Source organism: Phycicoccus sp. Soil748 (assembly GCF_001428025.1).
GTDB lineage: Bacteria > Actinomycetota > Actinomycetes > Actinomycetales > Dermatophilaceae > Pedococcus.
Map to the genome: position 1 here is coordinate 487436 of NZ_LMSC01000012.1, position 17259 is coordinate 504694.

The window sequence follows — 17259 nt, forward strand, 5'->3', positions numbered from 1 at the left end:
CACGGCTGCGACGAGGATACCGGGAACCCCTCCCGTCCTAGAATGTGAGCCGAGCTATTCCGTATCCTGAGACGTCGCGAGGGGCTCCGTGCGGGCGGAACGGTCGGGCAGCGCCAGCGGGCGCCGCCTCCCCAGCCACACGAGGAAGACCCCGAGGAGGAACACGAGGATGCTCACCCAGACGTTCACCCGGACGCCGAAGATGTGGTTGGCCTCGTCGCTGCGCATCAGCTCGAAGACGATCCGGCCCACCGGGTACCCCGCGACGTAGAGGCCGAACAGCTGCCCCTTCCGCAGGCGCCGGCGGCGGTCGACGACGACCAGGAATAGGGCCAGCAGCAGGCACCACACCGACTCGTAGAGGAACGTGGGGTGGAACGTGCCGAGCACGACGGCCTTGCCACTCGCGTCGCGCACCGCGTGGCCTGCGGCCTGGTCCCACTCGTGGATGGTCAGCCCCCACGGCAGGTCGGTGCGGCCGCCGTACAGCTCGTTGTTGAACCAGTTGCCCCAGCGGCCGAGTGCCTGGGCCACGGCGACACCGGGGACCGCCGAGTCGACGAAGTCGTGGAACGAGACGCCATGACGCCGGGCGCCCAGCAAGGCCCCGAGCGCGCCGAGCGAGATGGCGCCCCAGATGCCGAGGCCACCCTGCCAGATGTACAGGGCGCGGATGGGGTGCCCGCCTTCGCCGAAGTAGGGCTGCGGCGTGGTGATGACGTGGTAGAGCCGACCCCCGACGATGCCGAAGGGCACCGCCCAGGCCGAGATGTCGACGGCCTTCTCCACGGCGTGGCCGCGGTCGACCAGGCGCCGCCCGGTGATCCAGACGGCGGCGACGATCCCCGCGAGGATGCACATGGCATACGCGCGCACCGGGAACGGGCCCACGTGCCACACCCCCGAGGTGGGGCTGGGGATGGTCGCCGGCAGCCCTGCGGGCACCGCCAGGACCGCTGCGGTGGTCACTTCGTGGCGGCCTTGACCTGCGCCGCGAGCGACTCGGCGGTGAAGCCCTTGAGGTCGAGGGTCTTGCCGTTGAGCTTGAGGGTCGGCGTGCCGTTGACGCCGTCCTTCTCGGACTGGGTCTGGACGGACTCCACGTACTGGTTGTGGGCCTTGGTGTCGTAGCACTGCTGCCAGGTCTTCAGCGCGGCGCCGGTGATGCCCGCCTTCTGCGCGAAGGACGTGAGGTCGGCGTCGGTGTAGCCGGCGCCCTCCTTGAGCGGCTGGCCGCCGAAGTTGGCCGAGTGGTAGGGCATGAACTTGCCCTGGTCAGCGGCGCAGGCGGCGCCGTTGGCGGCGCGGTTGCTGGAGTCGTTGCGCAGGTTGTCGTCGAGGAAGCTCAGCGTGTGGACGACGAGGCGGACCTGGTTCTTCTCGGCCAGGGCCTCGATGTCGGCGCCGAAGCGGTGCTCGAACTCGGCGCAGATCGGGCACTGGAAGTCCTCGTAGAGGTCCAGCGTCGGCACCGTCGTGGGTGCGTCCGGGTTGACCAGGATACCGGCCCCCATGGCAGCAGCACCCTTCGGCAGTGACGAGCCGCCGGCCTTCGTGGCCTGCTGCTTGTCCGACTGGCCCAGCACGACGGCCGTGACCACCGCAGCGATGACCAGCACCACGACCACCGCGGCCACCACGACCCGGTTGGCGCCGTTGCCACCGGCCCGGCCCTTCGGCGTCGCCGCCTGGATCTTGGCCTTGCGGCTGGCGCTGCTGCTGGTCATGCGTGGACCCTCTCTTCGTAGCCTGCGGGGAACAGGAGCCGCTCGAGGGCCAGTGCCGTGGTGGGCCTCTTGACGAGCCAGGCCGCGCACAGCATCAGCCCGACGTCGCGGGCGATCTCCTGGGGGTACTGCGTCTGGGCGGCGGCAATGGTTCCCCCCTTGCCGAAACAGCCGCAGTCGATGCTCAGGCCACGGGCCCACGCCGAGGCGATCCCGATGATGAACACGACCATGAGGAACCCTGCCACGGCGGCGCTGACCCGGGTGAACAGCCCGACCACGAGCAGCACGCCAAGGGCGACCTCGAGGATGGGCAGGCCGTAGCCGATGACGCCAGCGAGGTCGTAGGGCAGGAGCTGGTAGGCGCGGACCGCCCGCGCGGAGGTCTCGAGGTGACCGACCTTCAGCAGGCCCGCAACGAGGACGACACCCCCGAGCAGGAGCCGGGCCACCAGGCCCACGACGTCCCGGTGGCGGGGGTCTGGCAGGACGGCCATGTCAGCGACCGCTCCTGACGCCCTCGGCCAGGTCGGCGACGAGGGCACGGAGGGCGGTGAGTCCCGACTCGAGGTCCGGGGCCTCGGTGAGGCAGCGCACGAGCGCCGACCCGACGATGACGCCGTCGGCGTAGGCGGCGACCTCGGCGGCCTGGGTGCCGTCGGAGACCCCGAGGCCGACGCAGACGGGCAGGTCGGTGACCGCCTTGGTCCGGCTGACGATCACCGAGGCGGCGTCGCCCATGGAGGTGCGCGCACCGGTGACACCCATGTGGGAGACGGCGTAGACGAAGCCCCGGCACTGGGACGTCACGGCGGCGATCCGCTCCTCGGTGGAGCTCGGGGCGACGAGGAAGATGCGGTCGAGGCCGGTCTCGTCGCTGGCCGCGATCCAGTCGTCCGCCTCGTCGGGGATGAGGTCGGGAGTGATGATCCCGGCTCCCCCGGCCTCGGCCAGGTCGGTGGCGAACTGCTTGGCACCGTGGCGCAGGATGAGGTTCCAGTAGGACATCACCAGCGGCGGGGCGCCGGCGTCGCGCACCGCACGGGTGGCACGGAAGGCGTCGTCCACCCGTACCCCGTGCTTGAGCGCCTGGTCGGCGGCGTAGGCGATGACGGGACCGTCCATGAGCGGGTCGCTGTAGGGGATGCCGACCTCGACGATGTCCGCGCCGGCCTCGACCATGGCCACCATCGCGGCCACCGAGCCCTCGACGGTGGGGTAGCCGACGGGCAGGTAGCAGACCAGGGCCGCGCGGTTCTCCTCACGGCAGCGCTGCAGGACCTCGCTGACACCGATGCTCACAGCTGGGTCCTCCCGTCGCCCTCGGCCCGCGGTTCGTCGGCGGTGCCGCTCGGGACCGCGTCGCCGTCGATGAGGCCGAAGTACTCCGCGGCCGTGTGCATGTCCTTGTCGCCGCGACCGGAGAGGTTCACGAGCAGGAGCGCCTCCGGGCCGAGCTCGCGCCCGACCTCCATGGCCCCGGCGAGCGCGTGCGCCGACTCGATGGCCGGGATGATGCCCTCGGTGCGGCAGAGCAGCTCGAACGCCTTCATCGCCTGCTCGTCGGTCGCATAGCGGTACTCGGCCCTGCCGGAGTCGCGCAGGAACGCGTGCTCGGGCCCGACGCTCGGGTAGTCCAGCCCCGCGGAGATCGAGTGCGACTCCAGCGTCTGGCCGTCGTCGTCCTGCATGAGGTAGCTGAAGGTGCCGTGGAGGACGCCGGGCGAGCTCGCCGCGAAGCGGGCCGCGTGGCGGCCGCCCTCGACGCCCTCTCCCCCGGCCTCGACGCCGATGAGCCGCACGCCGGCGTCGTCGATGAACCGGTGGAAGATGCCCATTGCGTTGGAGCCTCCGCCGACGCAGGCGATGACGGCGTCGGGCAGGCGGCCGGCGAGGTCGAGCACCTGGCCGCGCGCCTCCACGCCGATGATGCGGTGGAAGTCGCGCACCATCTCGGGGAACGGGTGCGGGCCGGTGACCGTGCCGAGGATGTAGTGGGTGTCGCCGACGTTGGTGACCCAGTCGCGCAGGGCGTCGTTGATGGCGTCCTTGAGCGTGGCGCTGCCGGTGGGCACGGCCTTGACCTCGGCGCCCAGCATGCGCATGCGGGCGACGTTGAGCGCCTGCCGCTCGGTGTCGACCTTGCCCATGTAGATGACGCAGTCCAGCCCCATCAGGGCGGCGGCGGTGGCCGTGGCGACACCGTGCTGACCTGCGCCGGTCTCGGCGATGACCCGGGTCTTGCCCATCCGCTTGGTCAGCAGGGCCTGGGCAAGCACGTTGTTGATCTTGTGGGACCCGGTGTGGTTGAGGTCCTCCCGCTTGAGGACGATCCTGGCTCCGCCAGCGTGCTCCGCGAACCGCGGCACCTCGGTGATGATGCTCGGGCGCCCGGTGTAGGTACGGTGCAGCATCTCGAGCTCGCCCAGGAAGGCGGGGTCGACCATCGCCTTGCGACGCGCCTCGTCCAGCTCCTCGAGGGCGGGGATCAGGGCCTCGGGGACGAACCGCCCGCCGAAGTGGCCGAAGCGACCCGGCCGGGCCAGGGGTTCGGGGGTCAGGTCGGTCATGAGTGGGCTCCCGCCGCGATGAGGTCGTGTGCCGCCCGGCGGGGCTCGGCCCCGCGCACCAGGGCCTCGCCGACGAGTACGGCGTCCGCCCCCTCCCCCGCGTAGCGTGCGGCGTCGGCCGGGCCGGAGACCCCGGACTCCGCCACCTTCACGCACGAGTCGGGGATGAGGGGGGCCAAGCGGCCGAAGGTGTCGGGGTCGACGGCCAGGGTCTTGAGGTTGCGGGCGTTGACGCCGATGACCGAGGCCCCGGCGTCCACCGCCCGCGCGGTCTCCACCTCGTCGTGGACCTCGACGAGCGCCGTCATGCCGAGGTCACGGGCCAGGGCCTGCATGCGGACCAGGTCGGCCTGCTCCAGCGCGGCGACGATGAGCAGGATGATGTCGGCGCCGTGGGCGCGTGCTTCGAAGAGCTGGTAGTCCTCGACCATGAAGTCCTTGCGCAGCACCGGGATCCGCACCGCGCGGCGTACGGCGTCGAGGTCCGCGAGCGAGCCGCCGAAGCGACGCCGCTCGGTGAGCACGCTCACCGCGGTGGCCCCGCCCGCCTCGTAGTCCGCGGCAAGCGCAGCCGGGTCGGCGATGGTGGCGAGGGCGCCCTTGCTCGGGCTGGACCGCTTCACCTCGGCGATGAGCGACAGGCCGGGGCGGCGCAGGGCGGCCTCGGCGTCGACGGCCGGGGCGGCCTCGCGGGCGAGCCGCTCGACCTCGGTCAGGGGGGTGGTCGCGATGGCGCCCACGAGATCCTCGCGGACGCCCGCGACGATCTCGTCGAGCACGGTGGCCATGTCCCACAGGCTAACCAGCGGCCGCGCCGGCGCCGCCGTCAGGGTCGGAGTACGGACAGGGCCGGCAGCAGCCGCAGCGCCCCGAAGGCCAGCAGCCCGACGGCCCAGGCCGCCGCGAGCGCCGAGGCGTGGGCCGCCATCCAGGCGGTGAGCGCGGTGGCGACGCGGGTTCCGCGGTGGCCCTCGCGGCTGGGACCCGGGCCGCCGACCCGGGCGACGAGCCACACGGCGTACGTGCCGACCACCAGCACGGTCGTCAGGACTGCCCAGGCGTTGCTCGAGAGGGCGGCGGCGACGTCACCGGTCAGCAGGTCGTGGACCGCGCGGAGCCCACCGCAGCCGGGGCACGGGACGCCGGTCAGGGCGAGGAAGGGGCACGTCGGCCACGCTCCGGGCAGGTGGGGGTCGCGCGCGAGCAGGGCTGCGGCGAGGGTGGCGCCGCCCGCCCCGCCCAGCGCCGGGCCCTTCAGGCGCGCAGCCGACGGCTGCACGCGGGGGTGCGCGGCGCCCCGGGCGACCGCGGCACCCACCGGATCAGCTGACGCCGGAGGAGTTCGAGCTGCGCGAGGTCACGGGCGGGACGTCCTTGGCGCCGTAGCCGGCCATGCCGAGGACCTTGCCGGCCACGACACCGACGACGCAGATGACGGCCCCGACCACGAAGAGGGGGACGCTGGTGACGACGACCGACCACGACATGACCGCCGAGCCGACCAGGAGGACCGTCACGGCCGTCCACGCGGCGACGCTGTGGCCGTGGTCTTCGTGGATCTCGTGCTCTGCCATGGTGCCTGGCTCCTGTGGAGGTGAGGGGTGGTCGTTCGCGACCATTCTGTCAGGTGCCGGAAGGGTCGTGGCGTTCGGTAGGGTCCTCCCCCGCGTCGAGGCGGTCCCAGTCGCTGGCGACGCGCTGGCCACGGGCTCCCGCGGTCGCGCCCGGCGCCTCGTAGCGGGCGCCGAGGCCACGCCAGCCGCGCGCCCCGAACCAGCCACCCACGGCGGCCAGCAGCAGGGGCACGCAGGCGACGAGCGCGACCCACGGCCACGACGTCGGCGTCGCATGGGTCTCGAGGGTCCCCGTCCGGCCGAGGGACCGGGCGGCCTCCCGCCCCAGCGCCTCCTGCGGTGACAAGGCCACGTGGGCGGCCAGCCAGGCCTCGCCGAGCGCGGCCAGCGCCAGGACGACCACGGTGACCCGACGCACCACCGGACCGCTGGTCGTGCTCGCCAGCGCCGCGGCCGCGGCAACGAGCGCCAGCGCCACGACGCCCGAGGCGACCTGGCTGCCGGTCCCCGTGACGCGGCTCGCCCCCATCACCGGGTCGTCGATGGTGCCGGTCACCCACGTCCGCCCGCCACTGGCGAGGAGGGTGCCGGCTCCGAGCAGGGCGAGCAGGATGACGGCGGCCTTGGACGTCAGCCGCAGCCGCCTCATCGCACGGTCCGCAGGGCCGAGGCGGTGGCGACCGCGCGCAGGGCGGCGGCGGCCTTGTTGACCGTCTCCTCGTACTCGGCCGTGGGGACGGAGTCGGCGACGATCCCGGCCCCGGCCTGCACGTGGGCGGTGCCGTCCTTGATGACGGCGGTGCGGATGGCGATGGCCATGTCGAGGTCTCCGTGGAAGTCGAGGTAGCCGACGACACCGCCGTAGACCCCGCGGCGGCTCGGCTCGTAGTGCTCGATGAGGCTGAGGGCCCGCGGTTTGGGGGCGCCGGACAGGGTGCCTGCCGGGAACGTGGCGGCGAGGACGTCGTACGCCGTCCGGCCGGGGGCGAGGTCGCCGACCACCGTGGACTCGAGGTGGGTCACGTGCGAGTAGCGGCGCACCTGCATGAGCTCCACGACGTCGACGGTGCCGGCCTCGCAGACCCGCTGGAGGTCGTTGCGCCCCAGGTCGACGAGCATGACGTGCTCGGAGCGCTCCTTGGGGTCGGCGAGCAGGTCCTCGGCCAGGCGCAGGTCGTCCTCGGGCGTCTTTCCCCGCGGGCGGGACCCGGCGATCGGGTGCGTGATCGCGCGGCGACCCGTCACCTTGACCAGGGCCTCCGGCGAGGAACCCACCACGTCGTACGCGGTGCCGTCCTCGAGCGGCAGGCGCAGGAGGTACATGTAGGGGCTCGGGTTGGATGTCCGCAGGGCCCGGTAGACGTCGAGTGCATCGGCCTCGCACGGCGTCGAGAACCGCTGCGAGAGCACGACCTGGAAGACCTCACCCGCCCGGATGTCCTCCTTGGCGAGCTCGACCATCTCCTCGAAGTCGGCTTGGGCGTAGTTGCTGCGGACCTCACCGCGCGCCCGCTCGAAGGCGTCAGGGTCGACGGTGGCGACGGTGCTGGGTGCGGCCGCCGCCAGGGCGGTCGTCATGGTGTCGAGCCGGGCGACGGCGTCGGCCCAGGCGTCCTCGACCCGCTCGTCGGTGTCGTCGAAGTTGACCGCGTTGGCGACCAGCAGCACCGAGCCGTCGGCGTGGTCCAGCACGGCCAGGTCGGTCGCCAGCATCATGGTGATCTCGGGGAGCTTCAGCTCGTCCGGGACGGTCGACGGCACCTTCTCCCAGCGGCGTACGGCGTCGTAGGTGATGGCGCCGACCATGCCTCCGGTCAGCGGCGGCATTCCCTCGATGGGCTCGGTGGCCAGGGCCGCGACGGTGTCGCGCAGGGCGTCGAGGGGGCTGCCGTCGGTGGGCACGCCAACCGGCGGCTCGCCCACCCAGTGCGCCTGCCCGTCGCGCTCGGTGAGCACCGCCCCGCTCGCAGCGCCGACGATGGAGTAGCGGGACCAGACGCCGCCGTGCTCGGCGGACTCGAGCAGGAACGTCCCCGGCCGGTCACCGGCGAGCTTGCGGTAGAGCCCGACCGGCGTCTCGGCATCCGCCATGAGGCGCCGCACCACCGGGATGACCCGGCGGTCGCGGGCCAGCAGCTGGAAGACCTCAAGGCTCGGCCAGGTCGAGCCGAACGCGAGGTCGGGAGCGGGGTCGCGCAGGCCCTCACCCATGCGACACCGCGGCACCGAGGTCACCGGCGTCGAAGCAGGTGCGGTCACCGGTGTGGCACGCGGCGCCGACCTGGTCGACGCGCACGAGCAGCGCATCACCGTCGCAGTCGATGGCGACCGACTTGACCAGCTGGACGTGGCCGCTGGTGTCGCCCTTGCGCCAGTACTCCTCGCGGCTGCGCGACCAGAAGGTCACGCGACCCTCGGTCAGAGTGCGACGCAGCGCCTCGTCGTCCATCCAGCCGAGCATCAGGACCTCGCCGGTGTCGTGCTGCTGCACCACGGCTGCGACGAGCCCCTGGTGGTCACGCTTGAGGCGGGTCGCGATGCTGGGGTCGAGGGCGGCGGGAGAGGTCACTCGCCCCATTGTGCCGAAGGTCCGGACGGTGCAGCAGGTCGGGCCGGGGCGCGGGACGCGAGCAGGGCGGGTGGTGGCGGCTGGTCGAGGCCCGGGTCGGTCAGAGCGGCGACACGGTGGGTCCCGCGGCCGTGACACGGACCAGGTGGTGGTCGGGGACCTCCTCCCAGCCGGGGGTCTCGTCGGGCTCGCTGGCCACGAGGACCCCGCGTTCGTCCTGGCGCAGCCACAGGGTGTCGCCCCAGCGGGTGGCCAGCAGCTCGTCGCGCGACAGCAGCAGGAGGTTGAGCCGCGCGTCCGGGTCCGCGGCCGCGACGGTCGCCAGCGTCTGCCCCACCCGATTCGGACCCTGCTCGACCACCCGGGCGGCGAGCAGGGCGGCGTCGCAGGCCGACTCGGCAGCCAGGCTCGGCCCGACCGCCTCGCGCGCGACCCGGCCGTTGTGCGACACGAGCCACCCGTCGTGGAGGAACGGTGCTGCAGCCGTCGCGTCGGCCGGCATCCCCGCGCTGGCAGAGCGCACCGCGGCGACGACCCGGCACGAGACGAGCAGCGGTGCGACCGAGGCGAGGTTGGTGTCGGACCACATCGGCTTGTCGGACCTCCAGCGGACCGGCTCGCCGCCGCCGTCGGGGTGCAGTCCGACGCCCCAGCCGTCGGCGTTGACGGTGCCGTGGGCCTGCCTGCGGGGAGCCCAGGACTGGGTGAGCAGCCCGTGGGCCGGCTGCAGCACGAGGTCGGCGACGCTCGTGGGCTCGCCGAACCAGGCGAGGTGGCGGCACACCTCAGGCGTCCCAGGCCAGGCGGACACCGGTGAAGATCTGCCGGCGGAACGGGTGGTCCCAGTTGCGGAACGAGGGGCGCACCGTCGAGGCCGCGGTCGCCCACGAGCCGCCGCGCAGGACGCGGTAGTCGCCGCCGAAGAAGGGCGCGCTGTACTGCGCGTAGAGCATGGGGCTGAACCCGGGCCACGGCTCGAACCCCGACGAGGTCCACTCCCACACGTCGCCGATGAGCTGCTCGACGCCGTACGCGGAAGCGCCCGCCGGCAGGGCACCCACCGGCGCGGGGCGCAGGGCACCACCGCCGAGGTTGGCGAGCTCGGGGGTGGGCGGGCTGTCGCCCCAGGGCCAGCGCCGTCGCCGGCCGGCGACCGGGTCCCAGGCGCAGGCCTTCTCCCACTCGACCTCGGTGGGCAGCCGGGCCCCGGACCAGCGGGCGAAGGCCTCGGCCTCGAAGTGGGTGACGTGCTGCACCGGCTCGTCGGCAGGGACGTCCTCGCGGACGCCGAACCGCGTGCGGCTGCCGTCCTCGTGCCAGGCCATCGGCCGCTCCAGGCCGGCCTCCTGGCGGTGCTGCCAACCGCGGTCCGACCAGAGCTCGGGGCGGATGTAGCCGCCGGCCTCGATGAACGCCTGCCACTCGGCGTTGGTCACCGGCACGCGCCCGATGCGGAACGCGGGGACGTCGACCACGTGGGCGGGACGCTCGTTGTCGAGGGACGTCGGCTCGTGAAGCACGTCGACCCCGAGCACGAACTCCCCCGCCGGGACGAGGACCGCGTCGCGTGTGACCCGGCGGCCCGGCGGCAGGGTCCGCGTGGGGCTCAGCACCGACGCGCCGGCGCGCAGCTGGAGGGTGGCGAGCATCGTCTCGTCGTGCTGCTCCTCGTGCTGGACGACCATGGCGTAGGGGAAGACGTCGGTCGCGCGGTCCAGCGCGTCGAGCACCCTCCCACGCACCTCCCGGCCGTAGCGGCGAGCCTCGACCGGCGGCAGCAGCGGCAGGGTCGACCGGATGGCACGGGGCTGGGTGAACGCGTCGTAGAGCGCGTCGACCCCGGGCGGCAGCAGCCCGGCCCGCGTGGCGTCACCCTCCCGGATGAGCCACAGCTCCTCCTGCTGGGAGATGTGGGCGAGGTCCCACACCAGCGGGCTCATGATCGGGCTGTGCTGGGCGAACAGCTCCTGCTCGTCGAGCTCGGTCAGCCAGGTGGTCCTGGCCCGGGCCAGCTCGAGGTCGCGAGCGACCGCGCCGGCTTCCAAGGGGCTCTGGGGGTTTTGGGGGTTTTGGGGGCTCAGGGCGCTCAGGGCGCTCAGGGGGCTCTGGGGGTTCTGCTCAGGCATGTGCCATCTCCTCCATGACCACGGCAGGACCTCGTCCGCGCAGGTCGTCGGTGACCAGGGTGCCGGGACTGCGGCCGTCCGAGGCGAGGTCGGCGAGCTCGGCGACGGCGTCACGCACCTGCTCGGGGACGGCGCCGGCTGACTCCCGCAGGCAGGACGTCGCCGCCGCCCGCAGCACGGGGTCGGCCAGGCCGCTGCGAGCGGCCGCCTGCGCACGGTCGGCGGTCCGCGCCGCGGCCTCGTCGACCACGGGGTACAGCGACTCGTCGTCCATCCACACCGTGGCGAGGGCGGCGACCGCCGGCCACCACCGCGACGGCAGCACGTCGAGGCACCGCAGCTCCAGCCAGCCGCGCAGGCGCACGGGCGGGAAGAGCGTGGTGAGCTGGCGCCTGACGTCGCCCGCGGTGGCCGGCGGCCAGTGGCGCGGGGCCGTGATCCACTGCCGCAGGCTGCGTCGCTCGTCGGCAGCTGCCACGCCACCCGGGGCAGCCGGCACGAGCACCACCTCGGCCTCCAGGGCCCGCTCGGCCCACGCCTCGACCGGGTCGGCGAGGTGGGGAAGGCGGCCGGCGCGCAGCTCGCCCAGGCCGGACCAGGCCCGTTGGCGCGCCGAGTGCCAGCCGGTGTCGCGGCCTTCGAGGAAGGTGGAAGAGCCGCTCAGGGCGGTCAGCAGCGGCGCCAGGCCCTGCGCCCGGCCGACCCGGGCAGACCACTGGTCGCGGGACCCGGCCTGGAGGTTGACCTGCAGCGCCGCGGTCGAGCACATCATCGTCGCACCGTGCCCCTGGGTCGCCGCGGCAGCCGAGAACCACGCCTCCATGGCGGCATACCGCTCGCCCGGGTTGACCCGGCGCGGGGGCCGCACCGGGTCGGCGCCGAGCAGCACCCAACCCAGCCCCTGCTGCGCCAGGGCGGCGCGCACCACGGCGGTGTCCTGCTCCATCGCGTCGAGGGCGGTCGCGAGGTCGGGGTGGGGCGCCGAGGAGACCTCCAGCTGGCCGCCGGGCTCCAGCGTGACGCGGCCGCCGCGGGGCAGCAGGGCGTGGCGCGTGGCCACCTCGAGCAGGACGTCGTAGGGCGGGGACGCGGTCACGTCGCGGCGCACCACCGTGTGCCCCTCCACCTCCAGCCCCACCGTGCCGACGGGCTGGTCGTGCAGTGCGAGTGACCTCACCAGCTCGCGTGCCTCGTGGAGGCTGACGACTGCGTCGTCCGGCACGTGCGCCGTGGCGGCGACGGGTCGGTGGTCGGTGGATGTGGTCACAGGTCCTGCCCCTCGCGGTCCGGGCCGGATCCACTGCGGGATCCGCGGGTCATCGGGGCGACCGGGCTGTCAGGACCAGGCCGTCCGTGGACCATCATGCAACAGCCCACCGACAGCGACCTGTCGAGCGTCCAGACGGAGCGCTCAGCCCCGCTGCTGCGCCGACCAGGAGGCGTACAGCGCGGAGTACACGCCCCCGGCGCGCACCAGCTCGCGGTGGGGGCCGCGCTCCACGATGTGCCCGCGATCCACGACGACGACCTCGTCGGCGGCCTCGGCCGTCGACAGCCGGTGGGCGATCGCGACAGAGGTGCGTCCACGCGTCAGTCCCTCGAGTGCGCGCTGGAGGCGGACCTCGGTCGAGGGGTCGACCGCCGACGTCGCCTCGTCGAGGACGAGCAGGTCGGGGTCCGCGAGGTAGGCACGGGCCAGCGCGACGAGCTGCCGCTCCCCTGCCGACAGCGACTCGCCGCGCTGGCCGACCTCGGTGGCCAGGCCCTGCGGGAGCCCCGCCAGCCAGGCGTCGAGGCCGAGCTCGGTGATGGCCAGGGTGATGTCGTCGTCGCTGGCGTCGGGGCGCCCGAACCGCACGTTCTCGCGCAGCGTCGCGTCGAACAGGAACCCCTCCTGCGGCACGAGCACCACGCGCTCCCGCAGCGAGGAGAAGCGGACGTCGCGCAGGTCGACGCCGTCGATGCGCACGGTCCCGGTGCTGGGGTCCATGAGCCGGGTGAGGAGCTTGGCCAGCGTCGACTTGCCCGACCCGGTCTCGCCCACGATCGCCACGCGCGAACGCGGCGCGATCGACAGGTCGACGTCGTGGAGCACGGTCGCGCCGCCCGGGTAGGCGAAGGAGACGCCCTCGAAGTCGACGGTGATGGGGCCGCGCGGCAGCACCTGCCCGGCGTCGCCGGGGTCGGCCACGTCGGCCCGGGTGTCGACGACGCCGATCACGCGCCGCCAGCCGGCGACGGCGTTCTGGAGCTCGTTGAGGATCTCGGTGGCCTGCTGCACCGGCTGGGTGAACAGGTTGACGAGGAAGAGGAACGCGAGCAGCTGGCCGAGGGTGAGGTCGTCGTGCACGGCCTGGACGGTGCCGACCACCAGCACCACCGCGAGCGTCAGGCCGGCGACGAGCTGTCCCGAGGAGAAGGCGACCACCGACCGCACCTGGGCCCGGATGGCGGCCGACCGGTGCCCCTCGATCGCGGCGTCGATGCGCGCGGCGGTGCGCTCCTCCACGCCGTACGCCCGGATCGTCGCGGCGCCCACGACCGACTCGGACACGGCAGCGAGCAGGTCGCCGACGCGCTCGCGGACGGCGGTGTAGGCGCGCCCCACGATGGTCTGGAACCGGCGGATGACGAACAGCAGCGGCACGAAGCAGAGCCACACCACGGCCGTCAGCAGGGGGCTGTAGAACAGCATCAGCCCCGTGGCCACGGCGATCTGCCCCAGGCTGAGGACGAGGATGATCCCGCCGAACTGCACGAACTGGGAGATGGTGTCGACGTCGGAGGTCACCCGGCTCACCATCGAGCCGCGGCGCTCGGTGTTCTGGGTCAGCGTCGACAGGTCGTGGATGTGCCGGAAGGCCCTCAGCCGCAGGGACGCCAGGCCGGCCTCGGAGGCGCGGAAGAGGCGCACGTTGACGGCGTACGCCGACAGCGCGGTGGCGACGACGGCGATGAGGGCGAGCAGGACGTAGCGGGTGACCAGGCCCGGGTCGGGGCCTCCCTTGCCGAGCAGGCCGTGGTCGGTGGTCTGCTGGACCACGAAGGGCACGACGACCCGGCCGACGGTCGTCACCGCGGCGAGCGCGAGGGTGACGCCGATGCCGCGACGCAGCTCGGGTGACAGCTCGAGACCGCGGCGCAGCGTCGCGACGGTGCCGAGGTCGGACGTGGCCTCGATGGACGTGCTCATCGGACGACCTCCTCCTCGTCGGCGGTGACCGCGGCGCGCTCGGCGGCCTCCCGTGCGTAGGCGGTGACGAGGCGCTCGTAGCCCTCGCACCGCTGCTGCAGCTCCTGGTGGGTGCCGTGGTCGACCACGCGCCCGTGCTCGACGTAGACGATCTCGTCGGCGAGCGTGATCGTGGACATCCGGTAGGCCACGACGAGCACGGTGGTGCCGCTGCTCGAGCGCCGCAGGCCGGCCAGGATCGCCTGCTCCACGGCCGGGTCGACGGCACTCGTCGCGTCGTCGAGCACGAGCAGCTGCGGCGTGCGGATGATCGCCCGGGCCAACGCGATCCGCTGCCGCTGGCCACCCGAGAGAGAGGCGCCCCGCTCCCCCACCCGCGTGTCGAGCCCGGCGCCGAGGGCCTCGACGAAGGTGTAGGCCTGCGCGACCTCGAGGGCTGCCCAGACCTCCTCGTCGGTGTGGTCCAGGCCGAGGGTGATGTTGCCCCGGACCGTGTCGTCGAACATGAACGTCTGCTGCGGGACGAGCGCCGCCACCGAGGACACCCCGCCTCGGACCACCCGGCGCAGGTCGGTGCCGTCGAGCGTGACGTCGCCACGGTCCGGGTCGACGAGCCGCAGGGTGAGGTTGGTCAACGTCGACTTGCCGGACCCGGTCGGGCCCACGAGGGCCACGGTGGACCCCGCGGGCACGTCGATGCTCACGTCGTGGATCGCCTGGAAGCGGGACTCCCGGCCGGCCTCGTCGACGATGTCGTAGGAGTAGTCGACCCCCTTCAGCTGCGACCGGGCTGCCCCCGAGTGCTTGAGCTGCTGGTCGCCGAAGGCCAGCTCGCCTCGGGCCTTGAGGACCGCGTCGACCCGGTCCCAGCCGACGACGGTGCGCGGGAGCTCGCCGAGGACCCAGCCGAGGGCCCGCACCGGGAAGGCCAGCACGGAGATGAGGTAGGCCACCTGCACGACCGCGGCCGGCTGGAGCACGCCCACGGCCACTTGGTGGGTGCCGACCGCCAGCACGGCAAGGGTGCCGATGGTGGGGATGGCCTCGATGACCGGGTCGAAGGTGCCGCGGGTGCGGCCGACGTCGACGTTGGCCCCCTGGAGCCGGCGGGTGACCTCCTCGAACCGCACCGCCTCCTGCTCCTCGCGCCCCATCGACTTGACCACGAGCGCCGCCTCGAAGCTCTCGTGGGCGACCTCGCTCACCTCCGCGCGCAGCTGCTGGGCGCGCGACACCCGAGGCGACATCGCCCGCTGGAACACGAGGTTGGCCAGGAACAGCGCCGGGAAGACCGTGAGGCCGATGACGGCCATGATCGGGTCGACCAGGACCATCTGCACGATGCCCGCGACGAGCATGACGATCACGCCGAGTGCCATGGGCAGCGGGGCGAACACGTTCCAGGTCGCCTCGACGTCGGCGTTCGCGTTGGACAGCAGCTGGCCGGAGGGGTGCCGGTGGTGCCACGACAAGGGCAGGCGGAGGTACTGGCGGGTGACCTCGCGCCGGTAGCCGGCGGCCACGTTGTACATGGTGAACCCCGCGGCGATGCGCCGGATCACCACGCCCACGACGTTGAGCAGCACCGCTCCCGCGACCCACGCGAAGATGGTCCAGAGCTGGGGGCTGGTCACCGAGCCGGCCTTGACCGCGGGCTGGATCTGCTCGCGCGTCACCTTGCCGATGGCCGAGGCGGTGAGGACCGTCATGACGCCGTAGAGGGTGCTGCCGGCCACGGCGAACGCGAACCAGCGCGGCTCGCGCCGGATCCCCACCCCGACGATGGCGAGGCTCCGGCGCAGCGACGGCGCGGCGTCGACGGACACGGTTAACCTCCGGTGGAGCACGAGTGGGATCGGGTGTCACCTTCTCACGGGCCACCGACGCGGGCGCGCGCGGCCGAGGTCACGTTGCCCACCCAGCCGCACCGCGCCACCCACCAGTACGGCGCCCCCTCCGGGCCGCGCCGCCGTCGGGCGCCATGATGGGGCCATGACCCACCTCGCCCGGTCCGAGCGCGACGCCTTCTGCGACTCCCTCCTCACCGCCGGGCCGCACGCGCCCACCCTGTGCTCGCCGTGGGACGCGGCCGAGCTCGCCGCGCACGTCGTGGTGCGCGACCGCCGCCCCGACCTCGCCCCCGGCATCTGGGTGCCGCCCCTCGCCCACCGACTCGAGGAGGGCCAGGCCGCGTATGCCGCCAAGCCCTTCCCGGAGCTGGTTGACCTCGTGCGTTCCGGTCCGCCGGTGTGGTCGCCGGTCCGGCTGGCGCCGGTCGACGACGTCGTCAACCTCGTGGAGCTGTTCATCCACCACGAGGACGTGCTGCGCGGCGACGAGCAGCGTGGACCCCGTCGGGTCGTCGCGGACCGCGAGTCGCGGGCCCTGTGGCGCTCGCTCTCGCGGCTGGCCAGGGTGTTCTTCCGCCGCAGCCCCGTCGGGGTGGTGCTGCGCACGCCCGACGGCCGCACCCTCCACGCCCGCAGCACCACCGAGCTCGGCACCGTGGTCCTGGAGGGGCGCCCCGAGGAGCTGCTGCTCACGGCGTACGGGCGGCGCAGGGTCGCCGAGATCGAGGTGACCGGCAGCAAGGACGCGGTCGACGCCCTCTGGGCCGCCCCGCTCGGCCTCGCCTGACGCCGCTCCGTCCGAGGCCCATGCGCGGCGCGGACGAGGGCCGCGTGGGCCTGGCCCTGCGCAGGGCGAGCCCGGTCGGACCCGCCGTCAGCGGACGGCGATGCCGTCGGCGCGCAGCGCGTCCTTGACGTCGCCGATAGACAGCTCGCCGAAGTGGAACACGCTGGCCGCGAGGACCGCGTCGGCGCCGGCGTGCACGGCCGGCGCGAAGTGCTCGACGCGTCCCGCGCCCCCACTGGCAATGAGCGGCACCGTCACGGCGGGCCGCACGAGGCGGATGAGCTCGAGGTCGAAGCCGTCCTTGGTGCCGTCGGCGTCCATCGAGTTGAGCAGGATCTCCCCCGCCCCCAGCTCCGCCGCCCGCGCGCACCACTCCACGGCGTCGAGGCCCGTGCCCTGCCGTCCCCCGTGGGTCGTCACCTCGAACCCCGGCACCGTCCGCCCCGAGTCGTCGCGACGGCGGCGCACGTCGGCCGACAGCACGAGCACCTGTGACCCGAACCGGTCGGCGATCTCGGCGATGAGCTCGGGCCGGGCGATCGCAGCGGTGTTGACGCCCACCTTGTCCGCGCCCGCGCGCAGCAGCCGGTCGACGTCGTCGGGCGTGCGCACGCCACCGCCGACCGTGAGCGGGATGAACACCTGCTCCGCGGTCCGGCGCACGACGTCGTACGTCGTCTCCCGGTCGCCGCTGCTCGCGGTGACGTCGAGGAAGGTGAGCTCGTCGGCGCCCTGCTCGCCATACGCCTTGGCCAGCTCGACGGGGTCGCCGGCGTCGCGCAGGTCCATGAAGTTGACGCCCTTGACCACCCGGCCCGCGTCGACGTCGAGACAGGGGATGACGCGGGTGGCGAGGCTCACCG

At 73.5% G+C, this 17259-nt stretch carries 18 protein-coding genes; 1 reads left to right on the forward strand and 17 read right to left on the reverse strand.

Features of this window, described 5'->3' with window-relative positions; all coding sequences use genetic code 11:
• Window positions 1-54: 54 nt before the first annotated feature.
• The 16 genes from lgt to ASG70_RS18600 form a co-directional block, all read right to left on the reverse strand.
• Window positions 55-969: a prolipoprotein diacylglyceryl transferase gene (gene lgt / locus ASG70_RS18525; protein ID WP_235531578.1), complete on the reverse strand. Its 915-nt coding sequence runs from the start codon at window positions 967-969 to the stop codon at window positions 55-57.
• Window positions 966-1727, reverse strand: a complete 762-nt coding sequence (locus ASG70_RS18530; RefSeq protein WP_056885279.1) for a thioredoxin domain-containing protein — start codon at window positions 1725-1727, stop codon at window positions 966-968. The genes lgt and ASG70_RS18530 overlap by 4 nt, the downstream gene beginning before the upstream one ends.
• Complete coding sequence (locus ASG70_RS18535) at window positions 1724-2224, reverse strand: DoxX family protein (RefSeq protein WP_056885280.1); 501 nt, start codon at window positions 2222-2224, stop codon at window positions 1724-1726. The genes ASG70_RS18530 and ASG70_RS18535 overlap by 4 nt, the downstream gene beginning before the upstream one ends.
• 1 nt (window position 2225) lies before the next feature.
• On the reverse strand, window positions 2226-3023 hold the full coding sequence (gene trpA / locus ASG70_RS18540) for a tryptophan synthase subunit alpha (protein WP_056885370.1): 798 nt from the start codon (window positions 3021-3023) through the stop codon (window positions 2226-2228).
• Window positions 3024-3025: 2 nt separating this feature from the next.
• The gene (gene trpB / locus ASG70_RS18545) at window positions 3026-4297 is read right to left on the reverse strand and encodes a tryptophan synthase subunit beta (RefSeq protein WP_056885281.1); all 1272 of its coding nucleotides are present in this window, start codon (window positions 4295-4297) and stop codon (window positions 3026-3028) included.
• Window positions 4294-5085 carry an indole-3-glycerol phosphate synthase TrpC gene (gene trpC / locus ASG70_RS18550; RefSeq protein WP_056885282.1) on the reverse strand — a complete coding sequence of 264 codons (792 nt, stop codon included), beginning with the start codon at window positions 5083-5085 and terminating at the stop codon, window positions 4294-4296. The genes trpB and trpC overlap by 4 nt, the downstream gene beginning before the upstream one ends.
• Window positions 5086-5123: 38 nt before the next feature.
• On the reverse strand, window positions 5124-5615 hold the full coding sequence (locus tag ASG70_RS18555) for a DUF2752 domain-containing protein (protein WP_056885283.1): 492 nt from the start codon (window positions 5613-5615) through the stop codon (window positions 5124-5126).
• Between the two features lie 4 nt (window positions 5616-5619).
• Window positions 5620-5871, reverse strand: coding sequence for an HGxxPAAW family protein (locus ASG70_RS18560; protein WP_056885284.1), 252 nt, complete (start codon window positions 5869-5871; stop codon window positions 5620-5622).
• Window positions 5872-5920: 49 nt separating this feature from the next.
• Complete coding sequence (locus ASG70_RS18565) at window positions 5921-6520, reverse strand: Trp biosynthesis-associated membrane protein (protein WP_056885285.1); 600 nt, start codon at window positions 6518-6520, stop codon at window positions 5921-5923.
• The gene (locus ASG70_RS18570; RefSeq protein ID WP_056885286.1) at window positions 6517-8082 is read right to left on the reverse strand and encodes an anthranilate synthase component I; all 1566 of its coding nucleotides are present in this window, start codon (window positions 8080-8082) and stop codon (window positions 6517-6519) included. The genes ASG70_RS18565 and ASG70_RS18570 overlap by 4 nt, the downstream gene beginning before the upstream one ends.
• A complete protein-coding gene (gene hisI / locus ASG70_RS18575; RefSeq protein WP_056885287.1) occupies window positions 8075-8449 on the reverse strand; it encodes a phosphoribosyl-AMP cyclohydrolase in 375 nt (124 codons plus the stop codon). Before hisI ends, ASG70_RS18570 begins: the two co-directional genes overlap by 8 nt.
• A gap of 91 nt (window positions 8450-8540) precedes the next feature.
• Window positions 8541-9251, reverse strand: coding sequence for an ergothioneine biosynthesis protein EgtC (egtC, locus tag ASG70_RS18580; protein ID WP_200949335.1), 711 nt, complete (start codon window positions 9249-9251; stop codon window positions 8541-8543).
• Entirely contained in the window at window positions 9226-10566 is a 1341-nt protein-coding gene (gene egtB, locus ASG70_RS18585; protein WP_082591010.1) for an ergothioneine biosynthesis protein EgtB, read from the reverse strand. Before egtB ends, egtC begins: the two co-directional genes overlap by 26 nt.
• Window positions 10559-11833: a glutamate-cysteine ligase family protein gene (locus tag ASG70_RS18590; protein ID WP_056885290.1), complete on the reverse strand. Its 1275-nt coding sequence runs from the start codon at window positions 11831-11833 to the stop codon at window positions 10559-10561. Before ASG70_RS18590 ends, egtB begins: the two co-directional genes overlap by 8 nt.
• A 144-nt stretch (window positions 11834-11977) precedes the next feature.
• The gene (locus tag ASG70_RS18595) at window positions 11978-13759 is read right to left on the reverse strand and encodes an ABC transporter ATP-binding protein (RefSeq protein ID WP_056885291.1); all 1782 of its coding nucleotides are present in this window, start codon (window positions 13757-13759) and stop codon (window positions 11978-11980) included.
• Window positions 13756-15585 carry an ABC transporter ATP-binding protein gene (locus ASG70_RS18600; protein WP_056885292.1) on the reverse strand — a complete coding sequence of 610 codons (1830 nt, stop codon included), beginning with the start codon at window positions 15583-15585 and terminating at the stop codon, window positions 13756-13758. Before ASG70_RS18600 ends, ASG70_RS18595 begins: the two co-directional genes overlap by 4 nt.
• Window positions 15586-15751: 166 nt before the next feature.
• Here ASG70_RS18600 and ASG70_RS18605 point away from each other — a divergent pair, with 166 nt between their 5' ends.
• On the forward strand, window positions 15752-16396 hold the full coding sequence (locus ASG70_RS18605) for a TIGR03085 family metal-binding protein (RefSeq protein WP_056885293.1): 645 nt from the start codon (window positions 15752-15754) through the stop codon (window positions 16394-16396).
• Window positions 16397-16483: 87 nt separating this feature from the next.
• Here the strand turns inward: ASG70_RS18605 and hisF are convergent, their stop codons facing one another.
• Window positions 16484-17257: an imidazole glycerol phosphate synthase subunit HisF gene (hisF, locus tag ASG70_RS18610; RefSeq protein ID WP_056885371.1), complete on the reverse strand. Its 774-nt coding sequence runs from the start codon at window positions 17255-17257 to the stop codon at window positions 16484-16486.
• Window positions 17258-17259: the final 2 nt, after the last annotated feature.